Annotated in this window: 1 protein-coding gene; it reads right to left on the bottom strand. The window is 47.8% G+C overall.

Annotated features, from left to right (window positions below; genetic code table 11):
• Positions 1 to 414 (bottom strand): NADP-dependent isocitrate dehydrogenase (locus J0A66_RS21825; RefSeq protein ID WP_206575951.1); only part of this gene is annotated, 414 nt, incomplete at both ends.

The raw sequence follows: 414 nt of genomic DNA, 5'->3' as shown, positions 1-414 counted from the left end.
AATCTTATCATAAACACTGCCCAGACCATCATTAGCGTTCACGCCTAACTCGGCAAACAGGTCGGCGTATTTTTCAAACAAGTCTTTGTAGAACACCTTTACACAGTGGCCGAACACAATGGGGTGTGACACCTTCATCATGGTTGCCTTAACGTGCAGTGAGAACAAAATACCCGTTTGCTTGGCATCTTCGATTTGTTCCTCGAAGAACTTGCACAAGGCTTTCTTGCTCATGTACATGCCATCAATGACTTCACCGGCCAACAGGTCAATACGAGGCTTAAGTACGGTCTTGTTACCCTGCTTGTCGGTGTGCTCAATGCGAACAAAGCCAGCTTTGTCCACTGTCACTGACTTCTCACGAGAGTAAAAATCACCACCGCGCATGTGCGCTACGTGTGTGCGTGAAGCCTG

Source organism: Bowmanella dokdonensis, from assembly GCF_017254865.1.
Classification (GTDB): Bacteria; Pseudomonadota; Gammaproteobacteria; order Enterobacterales; family Alteromonadaceae; genus Bowmanella; species Bowmanella dokdonensis.
This window is presented reverse-complemented; position numbering and strand designations above follow the sequence as displayed.